This is a genomic window from Acididesulfobacillus acetoxydans (assembly GCF_902729405.1).
Taxonomy (GTDB): domain Bacteria; phylum Bacillota; class Desulfitobacteriia; order Desulfitobacteriales; family Desulfitobacteriaceae; genus Acididesulfobacillus; species Acididesulfobacillus acetoxydans.
Window position 1 is genome coordinate 4,100,347 of the sequence record NZ_LR746496.1, and the last position, 24,815, is coordinate 4,125,161.

Sequence of the window (24,815 nt, forward strand, 5' to 3'; positions counted from 1 at the left end):
TCGGCTGAGAAGCCCCGTGCAAACGGCGACCGCCCCCGGATTCCAGGACACCCCGGCTCGGTCCGTTTCCTTATGGCCTCTAAGGATCTTCAATGCTGACGTCTTTCGTCCTAGGACCTTATTCCTAAGGTATTCTTCACCGTCCGAGAAAATCCTGCTCCCACTCAAAAAACTTTCCGGAGCTCGTCTCCACCCCGCGGTCCCGAACCCCGAGAGATACAGCGCCGGCGACCCAACTCCGTGGGGCCCAACTCCGGACCCCATGACCAAGAGGCTTAGCCGCATGCCCCTGGCTTTAGCTGGCTTTAGCCATGGGGAGATTCAGATACAGCGCCGGCAACCTAACTCCGGGGGGCCCGACTTCGGACCCGTCCGACCTCATACGCTCCCTAATCCCCCTCACCGGCCGCGGTAGGTTCAAGATCGGAAAGGCAAGAGATACAAGGCCAGGATACCCAGATATTCCTTCAACGCGATAGCCGTCTGATTGAGACCCGCGGCCGTAGGCACAAAGCGAAAGAGGTAGATGGGCTGAACGATGCTCACCCTGTAATCACAGGGATAGGGCTGCACGGCAATCCCGATCTTGACAAAGTTGTCCACGGCTCTCGGCATGTGAAAAGCCGAGGTCACCAGGATTGGACGAGTGAAATGATTGTGCTCCAGTATCTTTTTGCTATCCAAGGCGTTTTCCGTAGTGGTCCGGCTCCTGTCATCGAGGAAAATTTTACTGTCCGGAACACCCAATGAAAGCATAACCCTTTTAGCAATCCGGCCCTCGTTCCCATCATCCGCGAACACCTGTCCCGACGACATCAGGATCGGCAACCCGGTCTTCTTGTATAAGCGAACCGCGGTGACCACCCGGTTCATGCTCGAGCCGCTGAGACTTCCCGCTCCGTCCACATCGGGGGTGTCCGCGGTCGCACCTCCCCCCAGTACAATGATGACATCCCCGCTCAAGACGGACGGCGGGCTGTACTGCCTCTCTAAACTGCGCAGCAAGAGAGAACTGAGGGCATCTGTGGAAGAGGCATAGACCACCGCGGCTGTCACGAGCAAGATAACCGCTGCCACTCGCTCGCGCCGGCGCAGCCACCACGCCAGCAGCAGCAGCACGACGATAAATATTCCTGGCGGCAAGAGGAAATTGTAAGCGGATTTAAGCAGATCGAGGAACAAGCGCAACCCTCCTACGCTAACATCGGATCGTCTCTCAACCCGGTTCATTGTTTTACGGTTGGTGCAACCTCCCCATGGCTAAGGCCGGAAGCAGGCGACTGAGACTTTTGGTCACACCTCGAGGAAAATCGTGTCCGGCTTACTCGGATCCAATGGTTTATTGGCCCAGGGGACCATCACCAGGTCAGTATCGCCGAGATTTTGCATATGATGCACAAAACCCGGAGGGATATCCACTACTTCCGGATTTTCCCCGCTCACAAAGTAGGCGAGCACCTTGTCGCCATGGACCTTGCGCAGACGCACGACCCCTCGGCCGCTTACGGCCAAGAGCTTCTCGCAGCGGCTGTAGTGCCAATGGTTGCCCATCGTGGTACCCGGCTTGAGTGCGTACACGGACACCTGTCCGCGATCAGGCGTCCTGATAAACTCGGTAGAGGAACCGCTGGCGGAGACCTTTGCTCTCAATGGATAGCTAAACCTATGTTCCGGCAGATAACTAAGATAAGTGCAATAAAGTTTCCAGGTAAACTCATCCCCAACATTCGGAATCGTTAGATTTTCGCGCCCCGCCTTGAAGTAATAGAGGAGATCCGCAAGCTGGCCCAGTTTCAACGGATAGACCGGATAGACCGAATAAGGCGTCCAGCGTTGTTTCGACATCAACACAGCCACGGGCAGATCAGGTCCAAACTTCCCCTCCAGCTGACCTATAAATTCACCGACAACATCATCAACATGAACGAAATTCAGCGTAACTCCCGGGTCGCTGATCGTGATGGGGAGACCGTTGGCGATGTTATGGCAGAACGTGGCAACAAAACTATTATGATTGGGCAGGCACCATTTGCCGAAGACGCTAGGCAGCCGGTAGACAAAGACGGGGGCCCCCACATCTTGGTCATACCTGAGTACCGCAGCCTCCGCGTCCCGCTTGCTCCACCCGTAAGGATGGTCCAACTCCGCCTCTGTAGAGGAGGAGAAGAGGAGCGGAGTTTTCCGACCCGCCTCCCGGAGATAGGCCACCAGATCTTCCGTCAGCCGGCGGTTTCCCATGTCATACTCCTCGGGGTCCTGTGAACAGTCTACCCCGGCCTGGTGAAAAATAGAGTCAGCGGCTCCTGCCATATCCCGAAGTTCTTCCTTGGTATTCCCCGTGTCGAATCTGAGAATCTCCACATTCTCCAGGGCTGCTAGGGCGCCTGTCAGATTTCTGCCGATGAAACCGGCTGCGCCCGTCACCAGTACAGTCTTGATAGCAATCATCCACCCTTCTCCACACCAAGACCTTTTAAAGTCTAAGCAGACGACGCCACCCGCAACGCTGAAGCATTCGGCCCGCATGTAGGTCTGAGGCAAGACCACCGGGGCACGCTGAAAATCCATCCTGTCTGAACTTGACGACCCCTGTCCACCTCGCTTTCTTGCTCGCGTCCGCCTCCCCAGAAGCGTACCCGCGTTCGCCTCAGTTTGACAAATTGCTCGCGTCAGCCGCCGCTTGACTCTTCTCTATAGTAGCAGGTAGCACAGACATGAATCTGGGACACCCGTCCCCAGGGACATAGAAGGGGAAACTAAAGCAAGCCGCTCGTTGCGCACCTATCTGTTGCAAGGTTTTGTTGAACCTTCCTATGGCTAAAGCCGGAACCTGCGGCTAAGCTTTTGGGGGGGCAAGATTTCCACGGGACCACTCGGGCCCCCGTTACCGAATCGAACCCTGCGTATTTATTTGGTAGTGGTTTAGATGGCTTACCGACTTTATGCCTACTGAACGTACTATTCGTCGTCCGCAGGGAAAATCCTTCCTGCCAATCATAGTTCACCTTTGCGACCCATTAAATTACCAAAAGGTAACTATACTTATCATTTACCAAGGCTATGACTCGTCTCATCCCTCCCAAAACTCCTTCAGCACCCCCCCGACTCCCTCTGTCTTTCCCACATAACGGGCATTTCCCCATTCGCGCGGGAAGATCTTCTTGTAATCATGGCGGCCAAAGCGTTCGTCGATCAGGAGCACCACCCCCTTATCCGTTTCCGTTCGAATCACCCGCCCGACGGCCTGCAGCACCTTATTAAAGCCCGGATACATATAAGCAAATTCAAAGCCCTGCCGGCAGCGTTCCTGGTAATACAAACGGATGAGTTCACGTTCCAGACCGATTTGGGGCAGACCCACTCCCACGATGACGGCCCCGGAAAGCCTGTCCCCGCTGAGATCGATGCCCTCGGCGAAGATGCCCCCCATCAAGGCAAATCCGACCAAGGTTTCCTCCCGCTCCGGCGTGAAGAGCGCTAAGAAGCCTTCCCGCTCGGCTTCCGCCATGCCCGGAACCTGGCAAACCACCCTCGGCCCTACGTTCAAACCTGTGAACTCACGGTAAACCGCCTCAAGGTACTCATAAGACGGAAAAAAGACGAGGTAATTTCCCTTCTTCCCGGCTACCGTCGAAGCGATGGCTTCCGCTACCATAGGATAGGTTGCCGAGCGCTGTCGGTACTTCGTGGAGATGCGATTTTCAATGAGTAAACTCAGGTTTTCCGCCGGAAACGGCGAGCCTAACCTCAGTTTATAGGAATCCGACTCCCCGCCCAAGATTTGCATGAAATATTCCAAGGGGCTCAAGGTTGCCGAAAATAGCAGCGCCGCCCTCGCCCGTCCCCAGGCCTCTTTTAATGGCAGGGACGGATCCAGGCAAAAGAGTTTCACTCTGAGATCCGGCGGCTCAGACTCCCAGTAAGTCACATAATGCTCATCATAGCCCTCAGAAGTCCGGAGAAAATTCAACGCCTGAAAGTACAACTCGAGAAATTCATCCTGCCACGGCACGGGTTCTGCGTTCTTCCTGAGAAAGATTTCCGCTTCCCGGACGAACTTCCGCAGGGCCTGAAGCAGCGCGTTGGGAAGGCTCTTCTCGGCATAATCCTCATGACCGGTACCCCGGGTTCGGCCCCTCGGGCTGCCTGTCAGGCTGCCCGAGAGGCTCCTTGACTCCTGTTGCTGTGCAATGTTTTCTTCCGGCAGAGCCTCGATCCGTTTTTTCTCCTTGACAAACGCGGTATTCACCCTGGTCATACTCTTCGAGAGCCCCGGGAAGTCTTGCACAACCCGCTTTAATGTCCGCCAAGGCTCATTTGTGAGATCTGCCGAAAACATTTCCCGCGCCCGGTCCGCCAGGTTATGCGCCTCATCAACCAAAAAGAGGTACTCCCCCCCTTCCAGGAAAAAACGCCGTAAGTAGACCCGCGGGTCAAAGGCATAATTATAATCACATATGACCACATCGGCCCAATTCGCTAACTCCAGCGAAAACTCAAAAGGGCAAAGCGCCTGCTTCCGGGCATACGCTTCAATAACCGGGCGGGTCCAGGCCCTTTCCGTAAACACGTCCTCCATCGCCGGACGCAGCCTATCATAGTACCCGCGTGCGAAGAGGCAGATGTTGGGATCGCAGACTCTTTCAGGCAGAAAACATATTTTATCCTTCGCAGTCAGCGTGAGCGCTTTCAGCGAAAGTCCCTCGTTTCGTAAGTCCCCCAAGGTTTTTTCGGCCACGGTCCGCGTGATGGTCTTGGCCGTTAAGTAAAAAATCGTTTGGCTCAACCCGTCCGCCAAACTCTTCAAGGCCGGAAAGAGGACTCCCATCGTCTTTCCGATACCGGTCGGGGCTTGGACAAACAGCTTTTTCCCTTCTTGAATCGTCTTGTAGGCCGCAACGACCAAATCCCTCTGGCCAGGACGGTAGGAGCCAAAAGGAAATTTGAGCCGGTGGATGCTCGCGTCCCGCTCTTTTTTCCAGTCCTGCAAACGAACGGCCCAGGCCAGATAGTCCCGGATCAGGGAAAAGAAAAAATCCGACAGTTCGTTGAAGCTGAAGTGTTTTCTCAGCCGTTTAGTCTGGGTGGTATCGAGTTGAAAATAGGTTAACTGCACCCCGATTTCCTCAAGGCCCTCCTGAACAGCGTACATAAAGCCATAACACTGAGCTTGACTCCAGTGCAAAGCGCTGTATTCCTCATCAATCAGGTCCAGTTCAAAAGTCGTGGACTTGATTTCTTCGATACAGACACCCGATGCATCCCGCATGACCCCGTCGGCCCGCCCCTTGATCTCCAGGCGCAGGTCGCCCTCTTCATAGAGATAAGTCAGCGTCACCTCCGGCAAATACTGAGGCACCGTACCTCCGTCCGCAGCGTTGGCCTCAAGATTTGTTCCCTCAGAAGCGGCCGCGTTTCGTCTCTCCGTTCTCTCCACACCCGCTTTTTGCAGATATTGATGGGCCTTTATCCCCTCCAGCGTGCGCGACGCCCCGGCCGACCCCATCTGCAGATCCCCCTGCTGCAGGACAAATTCGACCAGTCTGCGAACCGAAATCTTCATGGTTACCCCTTTCCTAAGAATTCCTTGGCGATTTTCCTAATGGGGTCTAACATTCCACAAATTCCCCCAAAGTCCTGCAAACGGCTGTTGTCTGAAAAATTGTTATGCCATTGTGATGAACGCAAACCTCTATGCTATGCGCACCTTGCAAAAGGAAATGAGCGGTGAATTTGAGAAGGCAGGGATTAATAGCGAAGAAGACATTATGGGCTTAGTACGCAAGATAAGGGCGGAGATTCAATATGATGTTGTCATTTCGCCAATCGTCGAAAATATGGCGGAATTCGATAAATATAAAGCGGCCAACGCCTTCTTCCGAAATGTGGACAAAGAAGGGGTACGGATCAGTGCCTAGTCAGGAGAGGGTAGACCTTGCAAAATACCGTCTAAAATCGGCTTTCGAGGACTATATTCGACATATCCATGTCCGAAATCATAAATGACGCAAGCGTTATCCGCAATGAAAGCGACTACAGCGATTTTTGCATTGCCACCAAAGATGAAGCCAATATTACTCACCTACAATTTGTGCAGAGGCCAGCGCCTTCAGATCATTTGTTGCTATGCCGGGTATGGATGATCTAGGGGCGTCCTTATTTAGTCACCTAACCATAACGAGTTCAAAACAGCATGAGAATGAGTCGCCAGGCTTTGTGGGTCACACCTCGAGAAAACTCGTGCCCGGCTTGCCCGGATCAAACGGCTTGTTGGCCCAGAGGACAATCACCAGCTCTGTATTGCCGAGATTTTGGATATGATGCGCGAAGCCCGAGGGAATGTCCACAACTTCCGGATTGTCCCCACTGACGAAGCAGGCCAGTACCTCATCACCGTGGACCTTGCGCAGACGCACGACTCCCCGGCCGCTCACGAGCAGGAGCTTCTCGCAGCGGCTCTGGTGCCAATGGTTGCCCGTGGTGGTGCCCGGTTTGAGAACGTGCACGGACACCTGCCCCCGCTCGGGCGTCTTGATAAACTCAGCGAAAAAGCCGCCCGCACCGGCCTTTACTTGCAAAGGGTAAGTGAACCTGTTTTCCGGCAGATGACTCAGATAAGTGCAGTAAAGCTTCCGGGTAAACTCATCCCCCACATTCGGGATAGCGAGAGTTTGGCGTCCCGCCTTGAAATAATAGAGGAGATCCGCGACTTGCCCCAGCTTCAGCGGGTAAACCGGGTAAACCGAATAGGGCGTCCAGCGTTTTTGCGATATCAACTCGGCCACCGGCAGCTCCGGCCCGAACCTTCCCTCCAGTTGCCCCATAAATTCGTCGACAACATCATCGACATGAACAAGGTTCAAAGTGGCCCCCGGGTCTCTGATCGTGATGGGGAGATCGTTAGCGATATTATGGCAGAAAGTGGCAACAGGACGCTTGTCGTTGGGCAGGCACCATTTGCCAAACACGCTGGGCAGCCGGTAGATAAAGACAGAAGCACCCGTATCTCCGCCATATCCGAGCACCGCCGCCTCCGCACCCCGCTTGCTTCGCCCGTAAGGATGGTCCAGTTCCGCCTCTGTGGAAGAGGAAAGAAGGAACGGAGTTTTCCGACCCGCCTCCCGAAGATAAGCCACAAGTTCTTCCGTCAGCCGCCGGTTCCCCGCGTCATACTCCTCGACATCCTGCGAACAGTCGACCCCGGCCAGATGAAAGATGAAATCAGCGGCCTTAGCCATCTCCTGCAGTTCTGCCCCCGTATTCTCCCCGTCGAACCTGAGAATCTCCACATCGTCCAGGGCAGCCAGAGCGCCTGCCAGGTTTCTGCCAATAAAACCGGCTGCGCCAGTCACCAGTACCCTCTTGATGGCAACCATCCCCTTTCTCCGCACAAGAACCTTTCTGCTCGGTCTAGACCGGCAATAGCTCCCACAACGCCGTGCCACTTCGGCCCGGGGAAACAAGCGGCTGACCGGTGAGCCAGGCAAAGGTCTGCCCCCGCCCCAGAGTGACGGCTACTGACCGCCACGGTAATCCCACTCGGCCAAGCTGAACATTTCCCATCTCTCGCTTTCGTCTACAACCTTAGGAATGTCGTTTAAAGCTTCACCGACCTTCGCTTTCGGCGGCGGAGGAAAGTGGGGATTATACTCCTTACCGCAGCGACATAGGTGTTTTCCCCCACCGCGACATACCCCGCGATCCACTCCAAAGGTTTCATCAGGCTCCCCCTGGGAAATATGGGGATCGCTTTGCCTGCACTTATCATAAGTACATCCTGACCGCCAAACACCTCCTTAAAGTTCCCGATTTCTCCGATAATGACAAAGTCTCCGCCGGGATACAGCTCCCTCATTTTATTAACGGTACAATAGGGGATTTTGCTTCGGCTGTTTTTCTCCCTGAACATCCGAGTCTGGTTTGTTTGCGGATAAAGCCGGTAAAGCATCCCGATCACCCTATTTCAGTATAACTTAGAAAATAGCCCGCGGCATGGACATGGCGAAATTGACCCCCTTTTTCGCCGAAATTGGTATAAAAATACCCTGCAAAGCATGTTGCAAGGTAAAGAATCGTAGAATTATGATGAGTGAATGGCTGCATCCGGCGGATTGCCGCCGTGGCTGTCCTCCGCAGCGCAGGGATTGGGAAAGGCGGCCATCAGGGTGAAAACTTTCCCGTTGTGTTGAGTTTTGACGAATCCCCCGCAGGCATCCACGACCTTTTTGATATTCTGCAGGCCTATTCCGTGAAATTCTCCGCTCTTGGTTGAGCGATAGTCCCCGTCTTGGAGGTTCAGGCGGCCGTTATAGGCATTCTCGATTTTTAAAAGCAACTGACCGTTGACGGTTCGCGCCTCCGCCGCTAGGAACCGCTCATCCGGATTGTCCAGATTCCCGCACGCCTCGATCGCGTTTTCCAAAGCATTACTCAAAACGACACAAAGATCGCTGTCGCTCATGGCTAGTCGGCTTGGGATGCTGCAGGCGCAACGAAACGGAAGGCCAACTTCCTTGGCCTTCAAGGAGTAGTACCCCAAAATGGAATTGGCCACGACATTTTCGCAAAAGAACGGCAGCGGATCGGTTTCGCTCTTTTCCGCGTATTCGCTCACAAACCGTTCCAGGTCGGCATAGCGTCCTTCCTCTGCCAACCCCCTGATCACGCCGACAAAATGGCGCAGGTCGTGCCGGATCGCGCGAATCTCGTTCATCTGCCCGCTTAAGGTGTCATAATATTCCTTCTGCATGTCAATTTGGCTCTTGGCCAGCGCCAGACGGGAAGAAGATAAGGCCAAATCGTTGTACACATCCGCAGTACGCAAGGCGTAAGCCAGGCTGAGGATCATCAGGTAGGCCGAAAGCAAAACGAACAGTGCCAGCGACATATTGGGGTAAATGTTGCCGTTGATATAATAGCTGTCCATGATCAGCCCGGAGATAGCCAGGACAACGCCCCAGTAAATCAGCAGGCCGTGCTTTTTCAGTTGCTGCCGGCCGAAGTAGATCTTAAAAAAGGAGTAGAACTCCAAAGCAAAGGTGGAAGCAGGCAGCGCTATCGTCAGATACCGGTTGTAGACCCCGTGCGGAATGAACAGATATAGGAGGTAGAGCGCGGTATAGTAAAGGAAAAAGAACCCTTTTTCCTTGCGGGAAAAAGCGACCCCGAATTGCTCCTGGAGCAGAAAAATCAGCAAGAATTTGAGCGCGAAGGTGGCAAAAAACATCAGAGCGTTGGTGGCTTCATAGGAGAGATTGAAAAATACGGTTTTCTGCCAGAAGCTGTAGAACTCGGTGGTCAGCATCAGACGCAAAAGCACGAAGAAGATCATCGCCGGCAGCCAGGCGGAGCGTATCCCTTTGCGGAAGGAAAGCTTGTAGATGATGCTTAGGACGAAAAAGGAAAACAGCACGGTTCCGAAGAGAATAAACCGGATATTATCCCGGGCGCTTTCTTCCTGGAGGGCACGGCCATAATCCTCTAGAACAGGGGCCATGTACAGTCCGGAAAACCGCGTGCTCGCCGCCTCGATGACCACCTCGTGCGTTTCTCCCGCAGACAGCGTCACAGGGTAGAGTTTCGCCTTGGGAACCGTAAATATCTTTTGGGTGTCCTTCGATAAGATGCCGCTTTCCGCGGCCGGCACGCCATCGATGAATACACGGTAGGCGCTGCCGAAATCCGGTAGGTAAACCGTGACGGGACGGGGATAGTCAAACCCTTGGAGCGTGAGGCGATAGCTTGCGAACCCGCTCGCGGGCAGCCACTTGCCATTGATTTTGTACTTCGACCAATAATCCGGCACCCTGATGAGAAAATCCGGCTTGTCCGCCTGCTCTGGTTCGCCGGCAATCAGGCGGTTCCAATAGAATTCCCACTTCCCGTCCAGAACGATTTTCCGGGCGGGAGAAAGCCCCGTTAGATTAATGCATCCGCCTGCCGCGGTCGGGGCGCCGGTCAGGTTATGATAAAACAGGGTGTACATGACCGGCAGGTGGCTCGCCAGGATCACGAAGATCAGCCCCGCAATCAGGTGCGCTTTCGTATGCTTTGCTTCAATCATCCCAATGATGCTCTGCCCATATGCGAAAATAAGTAGGCGTAATATTGATCTTTGGCGGGCTTCAAATACTTTTTGGAAATGCCGATCACAACCTGTCCGAGGCGGAAGTGATTTTCCGCCATTTCCGTAACGTAAGAAGTATTGACGATAAAGCTCTGGTGGCAGCGGATGAAGGAGTGCATCGGCAGCTCTTGGGCAATCTCGTCCAGTTTCCCGTAGCAGCGCGAAGTACTTCCGTCGGCCAAGTGGAACAGTAGGAGTTTGTCCCGGCTTTCTAGATACAGGATATCGCGGCAATCCACACTGTACAGGGCCGATTTGTAGCTGAAGCTGATTTTATGGCTGTGTTCTCTCTTGATCTCGTCGATGGCGCGCTCCAGCACGCTGTACAAGCGTTTTCTGTCGAATGGTTTCAGGAGATAATTAAAGGCGAATACCTCGTAGGCCTGTGGATAGTGCTCCTGGCTCGACGAAACGAAAATGATTTTGAGATCCTTTCTCTTGCCGCGTAAACTCTGCGCTGTCTTTATACCGTCGATTCCGGGCATATAGATGTCCAGAAAAAGGATATCGGCGGAGGAGCCGGAATCCAGAAATTCCTCGATCAGCGTCTCCCCGTTGGTATAGGTGACAATCTCAAAGGAAGGGTCGTATGTAGAGAGATCGCCTGACAACCGGACGATATCCTCCGCCGTGTCGTCGCAGATGGCAATTTTAATCGGCATAACACCGCCTCCCTGTAAGGTTAAACGAGCCTAACGAATATTCACCCTGTCACCCTCTGTTTCCGCCCAGCCCCGTTTAACGGCTGCCTCCAGGCCGGCTTTCATGGCAAGCTCGACATCTCTGCCCAAGCGGTGATAACCCAGAATCCTAGCGGTCTCCCGGATCAGTTCCTCCCGCGGAAGTCCGATTTCGGTCATGAGCACATATCTGACAGCGCAGGCAGTTTCCTCCGGGGCGAGGTCCTCCGCACTCCGCCGCGCGTTTTCGTTCTGCGCAACCCTGTAGAAATCCAGGCTTTGCGGGGCCTGTTCCTGCCGCCAGAAAAATGTGTTCTGTCCCTTTTTCGTTTTGCTCGGCTTAAGCTTGAGGAACAAATGACTGAACTGTCTTTCTAAGCGAGCCCCCGTCCGGGCAATACCAAATGACTGCAGAACCCTCTTACAAAGGAGGCTTTTGCTTATGGGAGCCTCAACCCGTATGACCTCCGCGATGGCTTGCATAATTTCCCTCGCGTTTTCCGGCAGACAGAATTCAGTCGCCGATAGCTCGTGCCGCGGCAACACGGCAATGACGTAATCCCTCTGGTACGGGTTGACTCGGGTCGCCATCTGCGCAGCCACTTTTGCTGTCGGAATTGTTGAGACCGAGCCGGCCGTCTTGTGCCCTGCCCCCTCCTCTTCCATCGCAACCCTTGCAGGCTGTTTCTCAAACCGACCGTCGCTTTCACCCCTATTCTGACCAGAAGAGAAAAACGGTTTCGTTTTGGCAGGCGAAAGTTCATCCCGGTGATCCGAGTCACCCGGATGTCCCTTCTCCAGGAGTCCCTCGATGACAGAAAGGATTTTCTTCATCTCTTTCTCCGGGCTTTCCCACCAGTCCACCGCCCATACCTTGTGAATGTTCCAGCCCAACCGCCTTAAGACATTTTCCTGCAGTAACTCGCGGTCGCGGGCGGTCCTGGCACTGCGGTAGGATCTTCCGTCTGTGACAATACCCAAAAGATACTCTGACGGCTTTTCCGGGTGAACGACCGCCAAATCAAGGCGATAAGCGGAACTTCCGATATCCAGCTTGGCGGTGTATCCGTGTTCCCTGAGCTCAGAGGCGATGAGATCGCTGATTCCCAGCGCAGCGGCCTTTGATCCGCTCGGACCGGCCTCTAACTCGTCAGCCGGCACGACTAAAGCCGCCTTTCCCTTCTGCGCAAACTCAAGAAACGCCTTTAAGTCGGCCACTCCTTGGGCGCCCGTCCGGCTGATATCTAACTGCTCCGGCCGGATGGTGGAGTAAACCACCATCTCAGAGCGCGCCCTCGACACGGCAACATTCAAACGGCGCCAGCCGCCATCCCGGTTTAAGGGACCGAAGTTCAGACTCAGTCTGCCCTTTTCGTCCGGCCCGTAGCCGACGGAAAAGAGGATCACATCCCGTTCATCGCCCTGCACATTCTCCAGGTTTTTGATGAAGATAGGTTCCTCAGCGAGGGCGTGCCCTTCCAGAGCCGGATCAGCGCTCAAGGCGTCCTGCAGCAGGTCCTCGATGAGATTCTGCTGGACCGAACTAAAGGTGACAACGCCGATACTCTGCCCACACACCCCGGGATCTGTAAGCCGACGCACAATCTCGTCCACGACAGCCTTTGCTTCCGCCTTATTGTGTTTCGTTTTACCTCGATCATAAAAGCCCTCGACCAAGCGCAGGCTGACCTTGGAAACAAGATCATGGGGCGACGGAAAGGTAAACAGCTTATTTTCGTAATAGCGCCGGTTGCTGAAAGCAATCAGGCTTTCGTGCTGACTGCGGTAGTGCCATGAGAGATGGGCTTCCGGTATGGCCAGCGCCAAACAATCGTCAAGAATACTCTCAAGGTCACCTGAAGCGAGAATGTCCTCATCTACCATCCGGTTGGAAGTAAAGAAACTGGTCGGCGGCAGTTGCTTAGGATCACCAACAATGACCGCGTTTTTCCCTCTCGCCAAAGCACCTACCGCCTCACAGGTCGGCATTTGGGAAGCCTCGTCAAACACCACCAAATCGAATGGCGTGTGTTTTGGGTCGAGATATTGGGCCACGGACATAGGACTCATGAGCAGACAGGGACATAAACGGGGCAAAAGGCCCGGGATCTGCTCAAACAGCATGCGCAAAGAAAGTCCCCTGCCGTTGCTCTTGATGGCCCTGCGCAGGATACCGAGTTCCGAATTTTTCGAGGCTTCGACAAGAAAATCAGGTATCCTGGCCGCCAGACGGGCATAGATCTCACGGCGGGTCAATTCTTCGAAAGCGGTGTCAGTCTCTCTGAAGCGACGGATTTTCTCTTCAAACAGTTGCCCGGAGAAAGAGTTAAGCGCCGGTTCGCGGGAAATGATAAATTCTGCGCAGGCTCTGTACAGTCCTTTTTCAAAAGCCGCAGCCACCTCGTCGTTTGCCAGCCGGCCGGACTCGTATTCCTCCACGAGTGAGGTCAGCCCGGGCCCTGCCTCGCAGGCCTTGCGCCGCACGTTGAGCCAGGTACACCAAGCTCGCAGTCCCTCAAGTCCACTCAGCCAGGAAGACGTCTTCTGTCCGAGAAGGCCGAGCCAATTCACGCCCTCGTGCCGAATTGCGTCCATTTCAATTCCCAGCAGGCGGCTCACCTCGCCTTGGAGCGAAAACAGACGACGGGAAGCAGCCTGAAACTGATCGAACATCTTTAAGTCGAGCCCCGCTTCAGAGATAACATCCGCAAACCGGCAGCGAATCTGCCCTGCCTCTGCCCTGTTTGTATAAATCGCTAAATTTCGCTCCAGTTCAGCCACCGCCAGAGCCTTCCGCTCGACCTGCTGCCAATCTGTTTGCAGATCTTGCCACAAGACGCCCAGACAAGGCAAAACCTCAGGCAGGCGGCTTTCCATTCCTTCCCTTTCCTTCTTAGCCTCTGAGATAAGCTCTAAATGAGCGGGGATTTCCTCTTTGGAAACTCCTTTTTTACTCAAGGCCAACTGACGCAGCGCCTTCTTAATGTGATTCCGCTCCCAAGCTTGCGGCAGAAACCAACGTAGGCCTGCCTTCTGCCACTCCGCCGACATGGCCTGGACGTCGATGTCCCAGACGCTTTCCCGATATATTCCCGATATTTGTTGGTGAAGGTTCCTATAGCGTTCGCCGTGTTGAAGGACGTCTTTAATTCGGGCAACCTTGCCATCCACCTCATCCATTTTCAGCATTGAGACCGGAACGCCGGCCAATTCGGGTACCAGCCCGCTCACCTCGGCCAGCGCTTTGACCTGCAGCGGCGAAGTAAGCAAGTCAGGGAAGTCTAACCTGCGGCTGATTTCGCCGGCGAGTGCGGCACACTCCCGGATCACGTCCGCATATTCCTCCAACAATTGCTGCGCGGATGCCTTCACACTCTGGGAATAAGCGGTCAAACAGATTTCACGCAAGGGGTGGTTATGCGGATGCCCGGTTTCCGCACCGGCCACGGCCAGTTCCTTGGCCAGGTCCATCCAGCCGTTCAACTCCCGGTGTGACAGGGTGGCAAAGACTCCCTGATCAAATTTCACTCCATCTTGCGCTCGTGATACATGACTGAATCGCGCGATGGCATCGTAGAGCGTAATATCGAAGGGGTACCTTGTATGAAGGGCTTGAACATAGCCGTTGAGTTCCGTTCTCAGTCTCGCCAGCCTCTCCCCCTCTTCCCGATACTCCTCCGGGGAACGTCTCTTCACGGTCTCTGCAGCCGCCCCAAGTTGGTCTAGCACATCCTTTTTTCTCGTCTTGTTGGAATGCACTTCCAAACAGAACGGGCCCAAGCCGATAGCTTCCAGCCGTTTTTGCACGACTGAGAGGGCTGCCATCTTTTCCGCCACAAACAAGACGGTCTTGCCTTGGGCCAAAGCATTAGCGATGATGTTCGTGATGGTCTGCGATTTGCCTGTACCCGGCGGTCCGTGCAGAACAAAACTCTTCCCCTCAGAGGCCGCCGTAATAGCGCAGAGCTGAGACGCATCGGCGCTGACCGGCAGGAAGACATGACCCGGCGGATAAGTTTCATCGAGGTCTGCTTCTGCAGCGGTGATGCCTTCAGGGAGCCATTCCAACTTGCCCGACATCAAGCTGGCCACAATTTTGTTCTTAGCCAAATCCTCACTCCGGTTCCGGATATCGTTCCACATGATGAATTGGCTAAAGGAAAAAATGCCTAAAAAGGCTTCCTCGCTCACATCCCACCTCGGCATATGCATAACGGCCTTACGAACAATGGTAAGAATGCGTCGTAAATCGACCCCGTGTTCATCCGTGGGCAGGGGATCAAGGCCTCCGATCACCAGTTCAAAGTCCTGTCTCAGCATTTCGAGTAGGGTTATGTTCATCTGAGTCTCTTCATCCCGGCTTCTGACAACATATCCGCGCTTGGCGGATTTTCGCGCTATCTCGACCGGCACAAGCACAAGCGGAGCGTATCGCACCTGTTGGCTGGCCGGCGCCTCATACCACTTCAGGAAACCCAAAGCAAGATAGAGCGTACTGACGCCGTTCTCCTCCAGAGCTGTCCTGGCGGAGCGATAAAGGTTGGTAACGCTTCTTGTCAACTCCACCTCGCTTAACGGTGTTCTCAGCCGCTTCTGCTGAAACTCGAATTCCAACAATTGTTGCATCGGGTCGAGTTGATTCCGAATCTCAAATACCCGTGCGTCTCTCGCGGTGTTGTCCCAATCAGTGGGTTTCTCAAGAATCTGAAACTCACTCCCCTGGGCTAAGGAGTCCTCCAGCCTTCCCAGGTTTAGCGCTAACAAACGGATTGTGCCGGCGGTGACCCGGAAATTGAGCAAGGTGTTTCTCAGACTCAAGTCGAGCAACTTACGTTCCCACTGCTGTTGGCGCGTCAGAGGAGTGGTCCCGGCCTGAACAATCTCATCCGGAACAAGGGCGGTATGGAGGCCGGTCGGAGCTTCGGTTAAAGCGCGCTGACCCCGCTCTCCCGCCTCGACCTCCCAGCCTTCCGCAGTTAAAACCCTCATGGGCAAAGGCCTGATACCGCCGGCCCTGGTGCGCTTAATGTCAATGAGACAAACAAATTCTTTATCCCCGGACAAGTGGGCTACTCCAAGCCTTTGGGCCTCCATATAGCCAATAGTCTTACCCTCCGTACAGGCTGTCGTCTCGACCACGCATATCTGGTTGATACCGTCGGCCAGTCTTTTCGTTAAAAGAGACGGATCATCTTGAACCGCTTCGGGAAAGCAGTCATCGACCAGCCAGGCAGCGACAAAGGCATGGCCCTCGAGAATAACAATTAACGGGTTCAGTCCAATCGCCTCTAGGCAGGAAGCGTAAAGCAAAGTCAAATCCAGACAGGTTCCCAGTTTTTGCGCCAAGACGGTATCGCAGAGCCGAATCCGCTGACCTTGTCTTTCAAAACTGGCCGGAGGCACGCAGTAGATAATGTTCTCAGCCTGCACGGCCGCATAGATAGCGGCGACCTGCAGCTTGACACGGCTGGGATCCTTACTTAGATAACCGTCTAAGGCAGAATTTCCGCTCCATCGTTTCAGTACTCGGGACGCTGCCGCAGTGAGCCTGGAAATCAGCGGGTGATTCGGTGTGACAAAGGCCGCCAGCATCTCCGGCATAAACGGATACCCGCCCCACTCGTCAAAGGCAAGCACGTCAATGCTCAACGTTTCGCTATGCAGCACCTCATCGCCGCAGAACGCGGATATGAGAAGCGTTCCTGACAATCGTTCCGTCAGGGCGGCCAAGTAGGCGGGGGAAAGCTGCAAATCGATTAACCCCACATTAACCGGTTGGTCAGGCGGCAAAACAGCTACCCTTTTTTCAAACGGAAAGGCAAACTCCGGCGCAGCAGAAAACCTAAAGGCAACGTTACTCAGATCATGAGCCATATTATTAGTGACAACAAGCTCGCGGATGATCGGCACATGGTTCTGCTGCATTGCGTAGTTAACAACGGAACTGTATGTGCAAGTGAGCATGAGTTTTGCTTCGGCAGGCATAACGCGTTCATCCCTTTCAAACGCCAGAATATTGATACCGACTGTCGGAGGAATTGTGGCCGAACCTCGCCAATAGGCTTACCGAGGCTCCACCCTTCCCTCCGGGTGAAACAGACGGTACGGACCCCCCGGGCGTTGCTCCCGGCACACCCAGGCGGCCGGGATAGTCAGTCGCCAAGCCGGTATCGGAGAACACGGACGGGCTTAAGGGCGAGAACTCCCGGACACCATGCATTTCTTACTCAATTCGTCCCCGGAAAGGAGCCTGTCAATTTTTCGCAGCAGCCCTGTTAAAAAGGTTCGCATATAGACTGGGCGCTGCGTTAAGAGTGCACGTACCCCCGCTTGGATACCATTCACATTTCCCCGTATATCATCGTCTTGCTCAATCGTTGCGCCCTTGCAACGGTCGCGAAGTACCTCCGTCATACGATCGATTGCAGGGTCATCTGGATAGACCAAACAATCCAAATTGTTCTTATAAAAGCGAAGCAAAAAGTCACATAAGGCAAAGAAACTCTTCCTCGGAGCGAGCGCGTGTGCCAACACAGTTGAATAATAGCTGTTATCACCGTTTGCTTCTTTAAAGAATGCACGGTTGTAGTGTTCACAAGCCTTCTTAACTGATTGGGTCAGTATTCCATAAAGCGGCTCCGAATACTTATAACCGATTTGCTCGGATATGTAGGCCCAGAACCCGCCACCTTCAGTACGCGTCCAATTTTTAGCATACTGAATGACAGTCAGGAATATCACGAGATGGGCAAAATTGGTTAATTCTCTAAAATCAAGGGCAAATTTAATTGCTTTAAGGGCTTTCTTTTCAAGAATTTCAAAGTTCTTATCGGAGATGGTCACTGTTCCTAAAAGTGGACACGTAACCGCGATCTCGTTCAAATAATCTGCTATAGTTTGTTTTTCCTTCGGCGATGAAACGTAAAATAGACTCATATCCTTTTCCACTTTAATGCTCATAAGTACCCTCTTTTCACACTGCCATGGGAGCTCCTTCCTCAAGACCCCCAGCCTTTCACCCTGCTCCCTGTACTCCTCGGGCGAACGCGCCTTCACTATCTCCGTTGCCGCAGCCGATCGAGGACATCTTTCTTCCTCGTTATCAATGAAGCAAACAAATTCTTTCTCCGAACCAAACTCTCCCCTACCGGACTCTTCAGCTTTTCGACATTCTCCTCAATATTCCTGCCAGTAACCCTGGAAAATTTGGGACCTTCGTGCCATTCGTGGTTACCACCAGTCCTGCGCCCCCCTGCTGCGTGCCTACCCTCGATCATGTGCGTCCGACAGGCTGCGCCTCCACCACAGCCCTTGTGTTTAATTGTAACACCCCTCCAAGACAAATAATTGATACCGGCTTCGTTACTCATACTCATGCGACATCCGCGGCCTTTCATTGACGCGATCCGCCGCGCCGAGCCATAAAGACGGCCTCGCGGTTTTTTCTCCGCGAGGCCGTCTTTAGTCCTGCAGCAAGCGCAAATATTGGGAAAGCCTTTCCTTTACATACTCTCCCGCCATGTTCACCATCGGGGACGCGTCGTTATCCCGGTAATAGCTGTCAAAACAGGCGTAGTATTGTCTCCTGTCCGCGAACTTCACGTCGATGGGCGGGTAGCCTGCCTGCATCAGCATCAGGTTCAGAATCAGCCGCCCGGTGCGGCCGTTGCCGTCGATGAACGGGTGGATTCCCTCAAAATTCAGGTGGAACATCGCCGCCGTTTCTATGGTGTGTCGGTTGTCGTGGGACAAATCCGAAACCAGCCGCTCCATCTGAACCGGGACAAGATAAGGCTGCGGCGGTTCGCGGTGTGCGCCCATAATTTTTACCGGGATTCTCCGGTACACGCCCTTATCCTCCGGTCTGTCCATCAAAACAAGGGAATGGATTTCGCGGATGACCCTCTCCGAGATCGGAACCTTATCCTTGACGAGAGAAACCACATAAAGGAAAGCGTCGCGGTGCCCCACCGCTTCCAGATGGTCTTTCAGCGGCTTTTTATCGATTGTCACGCCCTCCAGCGCCAGCGCGGTCTCCTGCAGCGTGAGCATGTTGCCCTCGATGGCGTTGGAGTTGTATGTGAATTCCACGAGGAATTCGTCCTGCAGGCGCTTCAGTTCTCCCGCAGTCAGCGGACGGCGGCGGTCAAGCTCCGCCTTTATTTCATCAATCGACACGAAAAGCCCGGCGTATTGTTCCGGAATATCTTTGCCGCGCAGGCTGCGCCCGTCAATCGGCTTTAACGCGTCCTCCGGAATGAGGTAGGAACGCCCCTTCTGAACGACGCCCTCTATCCGCCCCTCGGCGCAAAGTAGGCGAACCCTGCGGTCTGATATTCCCCACCGCTCCGACGCCTGTTTGACGGTCATGTACTGCATCGCTTCACCTCCCAATCTTTTTTATAGTATACCACATCATCGGAATAATACCGACTCTTATTCCAAAATATATTTGTAATTATTCCGATATGTTTCAGCGGCCACTACCCTATGCAAGCAGTACGGTTTAACGGAAAAGAACATCATCTGCCACAGCGAAGGGCACAAGCCGGGGATCGCCAGCAACCACGCCGACGTGATGCACTGGTTCCCGAAGCACGGGAAGTCGATGGATACCTTCCGCGCGGAGGTCAAGCGTTTGCTGAAAAGCGGTGGCTCGGGCATTTCCGCCGAATCTAAAACGGTGGACGAATTGGCGCGGGATGTCATCCGCGGCGACTGGGGCAACGGCGAAGAACGCAAATCCCGCCTGACCGCTGCCGGGTACGATCACGCCGCCGTGCAGGGTCAACGAGATTCTTTCCAGGGAGAAAACGGAAACCGCGCCGGCTACTTATGAGGTCCACACCGTGGCTAAGGGCGACACGCTCTGGGGCATCGCCGCCAAAAAACTCGGCAGCGGCCAGAGGTACAAGGAAATCAAGACGCTGAACGGCGTGTCCTCGGACACCATCTAATCTACGCCGGGCAGAAACTGAAAATCCCGAAAAAGTGAATACCGGCTGCCAAACGGCCCCTCGCTGTCCTGTGGACGGTAAGGGGCCGTTTTTGACATCGACGATATCACTGCGGGAAGTCACTAACAGAGGTCGTTACAAAATAGCAAAAACAAGTCAGAGGCCGAACAGGCGTGCCTCCACATCTGGAGCTCAGATGCTTGTTTACCCTCTTGAAAATGCGTTCCAGGAACCACCGAGGGATGTCTCGATCAGTGGCACCATAAAAAAGGGTATACTACTCCCCCGGGGAGCGTTTGACGTTGATACCCGGGAAACATTGTAAGGTACTCGGAGATCTAGTTCACTAAGCGGCGCGAAGCACTGTATTTTTTCGTTGGTAAATGGCTTGCTCTGCCAGACGCCGCAATTGTTGGTTTCGTCCCTTGGGAATGAGGTATTCCCGGGCATGGTGAATCATCCCGAGAATTAAACGACTTAAATCGGCCAGTCGAAGGTAGGTCTCCACCCATTTTTGCCCACGTATTGTCAATTTCCTAGCCCGGACAAGCCGGAACCAAACAGGATTTTCTAAGCCCATGTCGAACGAAGTAATTCATAAACACGGGGAATGACGGATGTTACTCACCGAACAATACGAGTACCTTAATATTGATCTTAGAACTTAGAGAACCTCCCATTTCGGGAAAATCAGTCAGCTTTTCTATAGTGGAATAAATTGCGTTTCCCATCTTCGTGGCTGCTCCAGGATTGTCCTCGGCGATATATGCTATAATTTCCTGTACATCAGAAATCGCCGCAGGGTTGATTCTGAAATGAATCCATTACGCTTCGCCTCTAATTCTTTGAATAGGAGTCGTTCGTCTGTGCCTCACCTCCCAGAGCCTTGCCTACCTCCCCCTCAACGCCCGGCCTAAAATCGCCGAGCGCCTGGCCGCTTTGGCACAATCCAAGCGGCACAACCTTTCAGGCGTTCCGCAAGGCTTCGCTGAGTCCGTGCATAAGCGCCAAGATCCCGAGGTATTCCTTAAGTGCGACTCCGGTATTGTTAAGCCCTCCTGCCGTCGGCACAAAACGGAACAAATACAAAGGCTGAGCCATACTCACCTTGTAATCACAAGGATACGGCAGCACTGCCACGCCCACCTTCGAAAAATCATCGACCGCTCTGGCCATGTGAAAGGCCGAGGTCACTAAGATCGGATGGGTAAAATGCTGTGCTTCCAGTATTTTTTTGCTGTTCACGGCGTTCTCCGTCGTAGTGCGGCTTGTATCATCCAGATAGATTTTGTCTTCTGGGACTCCCAACGAAACCATAACCCTCTTGGCAATCTGTCCTTCATTCCCGGTGTTGGCGAAAACCCGGCCTGACGACATGATGATGGGCAGTCCCGTTTTCTTATACAACCTGACGGCGGTCACGACACGATTCATGCTGGAGCCACTGAGGTTTCCCCTGCCGTCTACGTCCGGAGTGTCTAACGTGGCCCCGCCGCCAAGCACGATTAGAACGTCTCCGTTTAAAGCAGTCGGAGGATTGAATCGGCTTTCCAAACTGCGCATTAAGAGTGAACTGACAATATCCGTTGAGCAAGCATAAAGGATGAAGGTCGTTGCGAGCAAAATGATCGCTGCGGTTCGCTCACGCTTGCGCAGCCACCAGGCTAAGAGAAATAAGATGAGAATGAATAACCCTGGGGGCAACAGCATGTTATAACCTGATTTCAGGATATCCAGAAACAAAAACAACACTCCCATTATTTCATCAGTGGGCTGATAACCAACAGAAATTATGACATCCAAATTGTAGTAATCAACGTGATATGTTTTACCGTCAGCAGCAGTTGTTGCAAAATTTGCAACAACTGAATTTCTTATCAGTTCACCTTCGTTGAATATATTTTTAATGTGGCGAGAAATGGTAGATTTATCACGCTGAAATAACTTTTTGGACCCGTATGAGGACTACATATCGAAATATCAACAACCCTACAAAACACTGCTTTGATACGGGTTTGAACAAAAAACGCTATATGAACACATGGCCCATCTCGATGACTTAAAGCAGGAAGAGACAAACCCTGTGGCCGGTTAAGGGCCACTCTGGGGTAGACTTGACGTAGGACCCTACGTCGGATGCTTCGATGGTTCGAGGGCTGTGGCTCAAAGGATGTATTCCTTTGTAGTAAGCCCCATCCCTTCACCAAGGGTAGCATCCCCCATGTCAAATCTTGTTTTGGCCCCTTCTACAAATTCGAAGTTGCTCTAAAAATCTTGTCGTATGCATTGCAAACGGCAAAAATGACAGACTCCACTTCCTGCATGGTGTTGTATTTGCCATACGAAATGCGAATCGCCGATTTGGCTTGTTTCTCAGACAATCCCAACGCCATTAGCACATGAGAAGGTTCATCTTTACCCGATGTACACGCAGAACTCGTTGAAACGCAAATACCTTTTAAATCCAAAAGGTGCATAAGAGATTCACCTGAGCTGTTTTCAAACGCAATATTAACTATTCCAGGCAAGCGGTTTTCAGGATCACCATTGACACAGATATTCGGTACTTTAGCTCTAATACCATCTATTGTGGCTTGGACAAAGGTAACTAATCTATTAGCAGTTCCCCTCATATCCGAAATGTTTTCTTCCAGCGCATATCCAGCGGCTACTATCCCAGCAACGTTCTCGGTACCTGAACGCAGTCCATACTCCTGTTCTCCTCCAAAAACAATTTGCGGCACTGAGATGCCTGAGCGCTTGTATAGGATGCCTGTACCCTTAGCACCGTTGAACTTGTGAGCAGAGGCAGCAAGAAAATCCACATAAAGTTCATTAACATTTACAGGTATATGGCCCATTGCTTGAACGGCATCAGTATGAAATAGTATATTTTTGTCACGCAAGTAGCGGCCAATCTCAGCTATCGGTTGAATTGTGCCGATTTCGTTGTTAGCCAGCATTAAAGAAACAAATTTTGTATCAGGTCGTATAGCCGCTTTTAGATTATCTAGTGTTACACGACCAACCCTATCAACAGACAGGTAAGTAACATCAATGCCTTTTTGCTCAAGAGCGTGACAGGCACGCAGTACAGAATGATGTTCAATTCCGGAGGTGATAATGTGGGTACCCTTGTTACCGAACAGCACTGGTACGCTTGACAAGACCCAGCTATTACTTTCTGAGCCGCCAGAGGTGAAAATAATATTATTTCGTTCTGCACCAATTCCAACGGCAACTTGTTCTCTTGCTTGTTCGATGGCCCGTTTTGATTTCATTGCGAGCGAATACTGGCTCGAGGCATTACCATATTGTTCTTGTAAAAATGGAAGCATTTTTGCAAACGCCACATCTGACATTTTTGTTGTCGCAGCGTTGTCGGCATAAATTAGTTCTCTCGGCACATTACCACCTCAATACTTGTATCGAATGTTTGGTACATTCCTTTTTCCCGGTACGTCAAACTCTTTAGGGTCAACGATACAGAGCTGTTTTTTAATAGCGCCTCTCATTTCCATTGCCGGTTCGAGGCAATACTCAACGAATTCGTCAGGGTCTATATCCTGTTTCGACTTAGCCTGTGGGAAAAGGAGCTTGACAAATCCTGTGCAAAGCCGCTTAATGGCAGTCAAATCGCGCATATCAGGTCTTTCAGGTATATCGAGACATTCTTCAACGATTGCAGCGTAAAGCATTTCATCGCGCAAAGAATGAAGAACCTCCGCGAAATATTCCGTATTCAATGCCCAACCGTCAGCAACTAGGCCTCTATGCATACGAGGAATTTCCCATCCCGGAATAAATCCATGAAACCGATCCAGTGTGGCAGACTCACGAAAAATCGGATTGATTTCTTCAACCATATTAGCACTGGTGTCAAATCTTCCGGCATCAATATTGCCCAGAACTATAATTCCTGCATCAGCTTCGGTCTTTGAATCAAACCCTTTTACCTCGCCGAACTCCATGTAGTCTTTTAACGCAGTTTGAATCTGTCCGGGCTGATCGAACTTCATTGTTTGAATTTCATCAAAAGCAACGAAGTCAAAGCGTGTAATAAGACCGCCAGTCTTCTTTGCATTATCATAGATTAGAGAAGCGCGTGATACAGTCCCACCTGAAATTAACCAACCTCTCTTACTTATTTTATGATAGATATAGCTCTTTCCTGTGCCTTTGGGCGCAAGCTCTATAAGATTGATGCGTCGCTCGACAAATGGCAATAACCTACGCAAGACAAATAGTTTCTGGCGCTTGGTTTCATATCCGTTAGGATTATAGTCTGCAGAAGAAATAAGCACATCTATCCATTCTTCTGTAGAAAACTTCTCGCGACCTTCACGATAAACATTTATGTCAACTGTATAAGGACAAAAAGGACTGTAGTCTTCCATGGAAACGTAACCATTTGCCTTTTTTCTCGAATAATCTCTATTCCATATTAACTCAACAATACCCCAATTCTCGTTCTCTCTTAGCAGTGTATCCTGCCATTCGTCAACGACAGAGTATTTTACAATGCCCCCCGCACCTGATCGGTTCCCACCGAAGTCCGGAAGCTCAAATGTGGTTTTGCCCGTTCTTATATCTACCGCGACACGAATTCTCGCCAAAAACCGCACAGATTCGCCGTTTATAAGCCGAAACTTTAACTGTTCAAAGTCGTCACGATTAGGTATATATGTTTTGATGTACGAAGAGACACGCTCTATGTCAGTTTCCCCTGTTGAATCAGAAAACTTCATAACAAGCCAGTCACGCATATAAGACGGCAAGCTAAGATTAGAGAAGAACTCTGTTCGTTTGGGATTTTTTAGAACCACCATATCTGGAAAGACTTCTCTTATTCTTTGGCTATTCATAATCATGCTCCAATCTACAAGAATAAAGTACAACCTTGTTCCTTAAATTCCTGTATCTTTATTCTTAAGTCATCACAATTACATTCGAGGTATTCGGCTAAACAATTTATGCAGTATAATTCGCAATTTAAGTCGATTAGCTTTTTTGATAGAGCGACCTCATCTTTTTTAAGAGGCCTATTGCACT

16 protein-coding genes and 1 pseudogene are annotated in these 24,815 nt (G+C 52.2%); 3 read left to right on the plus strand and 14 right to left on the minus strand.

Going from position 1 to position 24,815, the window contains the following annotated elements; genetic code table 11:
* Positions 1-417 precede the first annotated feature (417 nt).
* From MNU25_RS18190 to MNU25_RS18200, 3 genes are all read right to left on the minus strand, one after another.
* Complete coding sequence (locus MNU25_RS18190) at positions 418-1,182, minus strand: YdcF family protein (RefSeq protein ID WP_240986360.1); 765 nt, start codon at positions 1,180-1,182, stop codon at positions 418-420.
* 111 nt (positions 1,183-1,293) lie between these two features.
* Positions 1,294-2,448: a polysaccharide biosynthesis C-terminal domain-containing protein gene (locus MNU25_RS18195; protein WP_240986361.1), complete on the minus strand. Its 1,155-nt coding sequence runs from the start codon at positions 2,446-2,448 to the stop codon at positions 1,294-1,296.
* A gap of 622 nt (positions 2,449-3,070) precedes the next feature.
* On the minus strand, positions 3,071-5,563 hold the full coding sequence (locus MNU25_RS18200; RefSeq protein ID WP_240986362.1) for an ATP-dependent DNA helicase: 2,493 nt from the start codon (positions 5,561-5,563) through the stop codon (positions 3,071-3,073).
* A 112-nt stretch (positions 5,564-5,675) separates the two neighbouring features.
* On the opposite strand from MNU25_RS18200, the gene MNU25_RS18205 reads away from it, so the two are divergent.
* A complete protein-coding gene (locus MNU25_RS18205) occupies positions 5,676-5,918 on the plus strand; it encodes a hypothetical protein (RefSeq protein WP_240986363.1) in 243 nt (80 codons plus the stop codon).
* A gap of 303 nt (positions 5,919-6,221) precedes the next feature.
* Here MNU25_RS18205 and MNU25_RS18210 read toward each other — a convergent pair whose 3' ends face one another.
* From MNU25_RS18210 to MNU25_RS18235, 6 genes are all read right to left on the minus strand, one after another.
* Positions 6,222-7,376: a polysaccharide biosynthesis C-terminal domain-containing protein gene (locus tag MNU25_RS18210; RefSeq protein WP_240986364.1), complete on the minus strand. Its 1,155-nt coding sequence runs from the start codon at positions 7,374-7,376 to the stop codon at positions 6,222-6,224.
* Positions 7,377-8,080: 704 nt separating this feature from the next.
* A complete protein-coding gene (locus MNU25_RS18215; protein WP_240986365.1) occupies positions 8,081-10,063 on the minus strand; it encodes a sensor histidine kinase in 1,983 nt (660 codons plus the stop codon).
* Positions 10,060-10,788 carry a LytR/AlgR family response regulator transcription factor gene (locus MNU25_RS18220; RefSeq protein WP_240986366.1) on the minus strand — a complete coding sequence of 243 codons (729 nt, stop codon included), beginning with the start codon at positions 10,786-10,788 and terminating at the stop codon, positions 10,060-10,062. Before MNU25_RS18220 ends, MNU25_RS18215 begins: the two co-directional genes overlap by 4 nt.
* 30 nt (positions 10,789-10,818) lie before the next feature.
* Positions 10,819-16,791, minus strand: coding sequence for a DUF3320 domain-containing protein (locus tag MNU25_RS18225; protein ID WP_240986367.1), 5,973 nt, complete (start codon positions 16,789-16,791; stop codon positions 10,819-10,821).
* A 204-nt stretch (positions 16,792-16,995) separates the two neighbouring features.
* The gene (locus tag MNU25_RS18230) at positions 16,996-17,766 is read right to left on the minus strand and encodes a hypothetical protein (protein ID WP_240986368.1); all 771 of its coding nucleotides are present in this window, start codon (positions 17,764-17,766) and stop codon (positions 16,996-16,998) included.
* A 501-nt stretch (positions 17,767-18,267) separates the two neighbouring features.
* Complete coding sequence (locus tag MNU25_RS18235; protein ID WP_240986369.1) at positions 18,268-19,185, minus strand: Fic family protein; 918 nt, start codon at positions 19,183-19,185, stop codon at positions 18,268-18,270.
* Positions 19,186-19,444: 259 nt separating this feature from the next.
* Here MNU25_RS18235 and MNU25_RS20710 point away from each other — a divergent pair, with 259 nt between their 5' ends.
* Together MNU25_RS20710 and MNU25_RS18245 are read left to right on the plus strand one after the other, a co-directional pair.
* On the plus strand, positions 19,445-19,645 hold the full coding sequence (locus MNU25_RS20710; protein ID WP_476724350.1) for a hypothetical protein: 201 nt from the start codon (positions 19,445-19,447) through the stop codon (positions 19,643-19,645).
* Positions 19,646-19,655: 10 nt separating this feature from the next.
* On the plus strand, positions 19,656-19,763 hold the full coding sequence (locus tag MNU25_RS18245; protein ID WP_240986370.1) for a LysM peptidoglycan-binding domain-containing protein: 108 nt from the start codon (positions 19,656-19,658) through the stop codon (positions 19,761-19,763).
* Between the two features lie 620 nt (positions 19,764-20,383).
* On the opposite strand, the gene MNU25_RS18250 is transcribed toward MNU25_RS18245, so the two are convergent.
* The 5 genes and pseudogenes from MNU25_RS18250 to brxL all read right to left on the minus strand — a co-directional run bounded on the left by MNU25_RS18250 (position 20,384) and on the right by brxL (position 24,628).
* Positions 20,384-20,584, minus strand: a complete 201-nt coding sequence (locus MNU25_RS18250; protein ID WP_338077754.1) for a type II toxin-antitoxin system RelE/ParE family toxin — start codon at positions 20,582-20,584, stop codon at positions 20,384-20,386.
* Positions 20,585-20,729: 145 nt separating this feature from the next.
* Entirely contained in the window at positions 20,730-21,506 is a 777-nt protein-coding gene (locus MNU25_RS18255; protein ID WP_240986371.1) for a YdcF family protein, read from the minus strand.
* Positions 21,507-21,536: 30 nt separating this feature from the next.
* A pseudogene (locus MNU25_RS18260) lies at positions 21,537-21,710 on the minus strand (virulence RhuM family protein); the annotation flags it as partial.
* Positions 21,711-22,009: 299 nt separating this feature from the next.
* Positions 22,010-23,170 (minus strand): cysteine desulfurase family protein, encoded by a 1,161-nt coding sequence (locus MNU25_RS18265; RefSeq protein WP_240986372.1) that lies wholly within the window; start codon positions 23,168-23,170, stop codon positions 22,010-22,012.
* Between the two features lie 9 nt (positions 23,171-23,179).
* Positions 23,180-24,628 carry a BREX system Lon protease-like protein BrxL gene (gene brxL, locus MNU25_RS18270; protein ID WP_240986373.1) on the minus strand — a complete coding sequence of 483 codons (1,449 nt, stop codon included), beginning with the start codon at positions 24,626-24,628 and terminating at the stop codon, positions 23,180-23,182.
* Between the last annotated feature and the right edge of the window lie 187 nt (positions 24,629-24,815).

What these genes read in the sequence shown, in the direction of transcription:
- MNU25_RS18195 (WP_240986361.1), bottom strand. Translation starts at nt 2,448, where the DNA reads ATGATTGCTATCAAGACTGTACTGGTGACGGGCGCAGCCGGTTTCATC.
- MNU25_RS18235 (WP_240986369.1), bottom strand. Translation starts at nt 19,185, where the DNA reads ATGCAGTACATGACCGTCAAACAGGCGTCGGAGCGGTGGGGAATATCA.
- MNU25_RS18220 (WP_240986366.1), bottom strand. Translation starts at nt 10,788, where the DNA reads ATGCCGATTAAAATTGCCATCTGCGACGACACGGCGGAGGATATCGTC.
- MNU25_RS18200 (WP_240986362.1), bottom strand. Translation starts at nt 5,563, where the DNA reads ATGAAGATTTCGGTTCGCAGACTGGTCGAATTTGTCCTGCAGCAGGGG.
- brxL (WP_240986373.1), bottom strand. Translation starts at nt 24,628, where the DNA reads ATGAATAGCCAAAGAATAAGAGAAGTCTTTCCAGATATGGTGGTTCTA.
- MNU25_RS18225 (WP_240986367.1), bottom strand. Translation starts at nt 16,791, where the DNA reads ATGCCTGCCGAAGCAAAACTCATGCTCACTTGCACATACAGTTCCGTT.
- MNU25_RS18210 (WP_240986364.1), bottom strand. Translation starts at nt 7,376, where the DNA reads ATGGTTGCCATCAAGAGGGTACTGGTGACTGGCGCAGCCGGTTTTATT.
- MNU25_RS18215 (WP_240986365.1), bottom strand. Translation starts at nt 10,063, where the DNA reads ATGATTGAAGCAAAGCATACGAAAGCGCACCTGATTGCGGGGCTGATC.
- MNU25_RS18230 (WP_240986368.1), bottom strand. Translation starts at nt 17,766, where the DNA reads ATGAGCATTAAAGTGGAAAAGGATATGAGTCTATTTTACGTTTCATCG.